Below are 4,807 nucleotides of genomic sequence, written 5' to 3' on the forward strand. Positions count from 1 at the left end.
CGCACCCCCACCCCCACCCACCGGCCTCACCACCGACATCCCCATCAACACCGCCGCCGGTACGGGCGGCACCACCACGGGCAGAGCAGACGACAACGGCAGCCCGAACAGCGGCCGTGCCGACGAGGAGACTCGCAGCGGCGGAGAAGGAAGCAGCCGCCCCGGCGCCACCGGCGATGGCGACGGGCGCCGCACCGGCACCGGCACCGCCTATGCGTCCGCCACCGGCGTTCCAACCCGGACCAGCGGCGGAGATGGTGGCGCCGATAGCGGGAGCACCGCCGCTCCCGGCCACAGCGGCCGCGTTTCTGCGCGCGGTCCCGAGCCGGGCCCCGCAGAAGTTCCCCAAGACGCGCCGGCGCCCAAGCGCAAGCGCAGCTCTTCTCCCGAAAACGCGCCCGAGCCCAAACGCCCCACTCTACAAGAACCGCAGTCCAGCGACGGAAACGACCTGGAAACGCAATTCCGGAACGCGCTGAACCGCCCGATCCAGCCCACCGGGACAGCGCAGCCTTCCGGGACCACGGCGCCGATGGCCTCCTCCAATGCACCGGCCACCGGGCCGTTCGGCTCCGACCACGGCCGACTGAGTGCACCGGAGAATCCCGGCGCAATGGCGCCTCAGGCCGCCCCGGATCAGCCCCAGCCCTCCGTGTCCCAGGACGCCCCCCAGCCCGCGGATTCGCGCTACGACGACTCGCTCTACGACGACTCCCTGTCCGACGATTCCGCCCCCGCCCAGTCAATCCCCGACGACAGCGATGGAGACGGTGCCCAGCCGGAGGCTCCGGCCCCGGATTCGTCCGGCTCCGAAAACCAACCGCCTCCTTCCGACCTCGCTCGCGATATCCACGAAGCGTTCGTCCGTGATCTGGATGACGCGAAGGCCCGTGTCAGCGACCTCGAAAATGCCCATGAAAGCACGCAAAACCATCTGAACGACCTTATTCGCGAGGCGGAGCACATCCGTTCTCAGGTCGGCCGCTACGACCGCGCCAATGAGCGCGCCCGCGCTCATCTCGCGCAACTCGATCGGGCGCGCAACAGCGCGACCTCCCAAGGACAACGAGTACAGGCCGAGACCGCCCGCAACAACACCATCCGCCAAATCTCCGATATCGAGCGCGGCGCGAATGGATTCCGCAATCGGTTGACGGAGATTGAGAACGACTATGACCGTTCGAATGAGCGCCTCACGGATCTCGGGCAAAGGGTCGTCAGCGCCCGCGAAGAGGCGATCGCTCTTGTACAGCAACGCTCTAATTGGGGTAAAATCCCACCCCCGGAAACCGATACCGAGCCCGATTCCTCTGCGCACCCTGCTCCCGTTCCGGTTTCTGAACCCGCACCCATTCCGGGTCGGATCGACAGCGACGGCGTCCGCAGGTTCAATTCAAACGAAGAAGGCGAGAGATATGGCGAAATGGTATTGGACCGCACGTACCGCAATCTGGACCCAGCAGACCGATTGGCGGTTTACGAGTACACTCGGGACAACTGGATCAACCATATTTTGCGAGGCGAGGAAAACTTCGCAGGGTATGTAGATTACACGAACAGGGATACCTATACTCCCGGAAATCTACTGTTTGATATAGTCGGCGCCGAGCGCCACATCACCGTCGATGACATCCGGCAGGCGTCAGCTTCCCGAAGCGATCTGAACCACGTCCAGCGAACGATCGTCCGAGACATTGTCAATGCGCGTGATCCGCAATCGCGGCTTGATGACTGGATAACCGTATCGGGTAGGCGTGGAAGAGCAATCCAAACCTTGGACGGAGTTGCCACTGAAGAGCGCATTGGGTCCCATATCTCCGGCGTTGACACCGCTACGACTTCAATGAGGCTTCCCGAAACCATTGAAGTGGTACGCGGGACCCACGACATCAAATTCCTGCAGGGGTATGACGGATACGACTCCGATGTGGACGACGCGGAGTCCTACGCGGGACCAGACGACCTGGAAGCCGCACAGGCCATCATCGGCATTCCTCAGCGCGATGAAGGTTACCTCTCGACCGCCCTGGGCGTTGAACCTCCAACCGATACTTATGGAAGCCGCTTTATCTTCCATTTCCGCGCCCCTGAAGGGATGGAGGCAATATGGATGGGCAGGAACAGTCATTATCCACACCAGAGGGAACTAACGTTTACGCGTGACTCCGACTATGTTGTTACGAATGTGGAGCAACTCGACAACGGATCCATCAGATTGGATGCCGTGTTTCTGCTTCCGGATACCGGCGCCGGTACCGGTCCCAGTGCCGGCCCTCCGCGCGATGGCAGCGGTGCGGGGCCTAGCGCGAACGTCTCCGGAGGGACGGGCAACGACACATCGCACCCCGGAACCAACGCCCCCGGGCCTGCAACACAGGCCCTTCCCGGCCCCCCGCAGGGTGGAAGCGGTGCGGGGCAGAGCGTGCACGCCTTCGAAGGGACGGGCAACGACACATCGCACCCCGGAACCAACGCCCCCGGGCCCGTGGCACCGGCCCCCTCCGTTTACACCTTCGCTTCCACCCCCCGAGACTTCAGTGATAACGAGGAAGCGAGGGAATATGGGCGTGAGTACTGGGGTCCGTACCTGGCAGCGCAGCCCAATGACCGGCTAACATCGGTCCGCTATTACACCCAGGAGCATTCCGACCACGAAACGAGTTACGCGGATATCAACGGCGCCTTGCGCGAAGGCGGTCCAATTGATCCGGATATCGGGAGGCACATCTCCAACATCGATTCCGTGTTGGAAGGACGTCCGACCAATGTACCTCTGGTCGCGTACAGAGGGACGGATATCGACTACCTCCCGGCGGATCCCCCGCAAATGGTCGGGCGCGAATTCCATGAGCTGGGATACATATCCGCATCCTTGGGCGGGGTTTCACGTAACTTCGAATCTTCTGAAGCGATTTACCGCATTTTCGTTCCCGCCGAAGTTCCGGCGGCCTGGACCGAGGACCTCTCGGGTTTCTCAAACACCGACCGGGAAATCCTACTCGGCCGAGGATTGTGGTACCGGATCGAGAACGCCGGATTCGACGATGACGAAGAAACTTGGTACATGGACGTAGTGATCACCCGCCGGTCCTGAACGGCGAGGACGGCAGACCGCACAATTGCGGGCGCGGCCGCGGGTAGGGCCGGTTGGCGGCCGGTCGCCTGCGATGGCTGAAGGGCGTGCGGTGCGGTCATCCGGTGGTCGGCGGAGGCTGTCGGCGATGGCTTCGAAACCACCGTGCTGGCGAGGACGCGACCGCCCGCACTGGAGCCGCTGCGCCCAAGGGGAACGTACGGGACTCTGCCCGACCGAGCGGGTATCCGCCGCGTCAGACGCGGACCATGCGCGGGCCGGCAACCGCGACCCGGCGACCGTCCGGGGTATCGCAGGGCGAGTCGGTGATCAGGCAGTCCACTTCGTTGAGCGAGCCGAAGCGCGCCAGCGCCACGTGCCCGATGTGCCCACCCGGTGCCAGCAGCACTGTGCGATCCGCCGCCCGCAGCATCATCCGTTTGGGCGCGCACTCCGCCGGGGCGCGTGTGGTCAGTCCTCGTTGCGCGCTCACGCCGTCGGCGGCCATGAACGCGACATCGGCATGCAGCCCCTCCAGTCCGGTGGCACCCGATCCGCCCATTGTTGCGCCGACCCCCGCTTGGATGCGGCCGCCGATCAACAGCACCGTGACGTCCTCCCGCGCCGCCAGCGCCAGCGCCGCCGCCATCGAGTTGGTAATCACCGTGAGGTCGCGGCGCCGCGGCATCGAACGCGCCAAGCGCTCGGCGGGGCCGGCTTCCAGCAGGACCGAGCCCCGCTCAGGAATCTCTTCCACTGCCGCCGCTGCGATGAGCTCCTCAGGAGTTGCCACGCACCCTTGCACATAGCCTGCCGCGGGCACCGCCACGGCACCGGCTTCAGCCACACTCCCGTCGGCAACGCTCGACCATCCGGACATAGCGGCCTCCCATACTGCTGGCGAACACGGCAGGCAGCAGTGCCGGGCACCTCCGCGGATCGGCTGCTGCGGATTCCAATACCGGCGGCTTGCCGCACACCAAGCAATCATTACCACGGGTGACAATTGCCCGCCAACGGGTGGAAATGTAAACAGGATGCGAAGAATGGGAAGCGCTGCCCGGAACGCCCGCGCCGTCTCATGGCGGCGTGGTTACCGACCAGGCCCGGAGCCGCCGCCGGCCAGTGGCGAACCGCTATACCGGCTGGTGAGCACCCGCTTCAGCTGCAGGATTTCTCCTATCGCGGAAGCTGCTTTTCCTCCCCTGTGGATACGCCTGAGAAGCGCCGAGGTCAGGAGGCGCAGCGGCGGCGCTGAGCCACTCCAGATATAGCCTCACGGACACACCCTGCGCACGCGGGCCCATCCCGCGAGACCCGCCGGGACATCTTGGCACCCATTGCTCAAGGGCGCTGGGTGCGACCTGGGCGTGCCATACGGACGCGGCTGCACCACAACATATCGGTAACGCGCGCCAGTGCTGCACCGCGCTCCCACTAACGCGTCCCCGCCGGCATAGGGCCCAGGAACGCCGTGGACGGGCCGCCAGGAGCGAAGTGCCTGTTCACGACGGTGCACGGTCCTGTGTCACACGGTCACATGCCGAACAACACAAAACCACAGACCCGGTTAACAGCAACCAACTACTTCCACAACTACACGTAACGGTGTTACGGTCGCTGGCCTGTCCTGCGGTGTTGGGTCGGCGCCGACCCTCGCGGCACCCCAGCCGTGTCGGCTGGGAGTCGGCGACAAGGGAAGGAGGCACCCCCATGCCCGTCTTCAGCAACAAC

2 protein-coding genes are annotated in these 4,807 nt (G+C 64.7%); one reads left to right on the forward strand and one right to left on the reverse strand.

Annotated elements, in window-relative coordinates; translation table 11 throughout:
• The coding region (locus ACYVD5_RS08995) for an ADP-ribosyltransferase (RefSeq protein WP_461000486.1) at nucleotides 1-3,094 on the forward strand (3,094 nt) is incomplete at its 5' end.
• 235 nt (nucleotides 3,095-3,329) lie between these two features.
• On the opposite strand, the gene ACYVD5_RS09000 is transcribed toward ACYVD5_RS08995, so the two are convergent.
• The gene (locus ACYVD5_RS09000) at nucleotides 3,330-3,866 is read right to left on the reverse strand and encodes a DeoR/GlpR family DNA-binding transcription regulator (protein ID WP_461000487.1); all 537 of its coding nucleotides are present in this window, start codon (nucleotides 3,864-3,866) and stop codon (nucleotides 3,330-3,332) included.
• Nucleotides 3,867-4,807 lie beyond the last annotated feature (941 nt).

Source organism: Streptomonospora sediminis, from assembly GCF_054778995.1.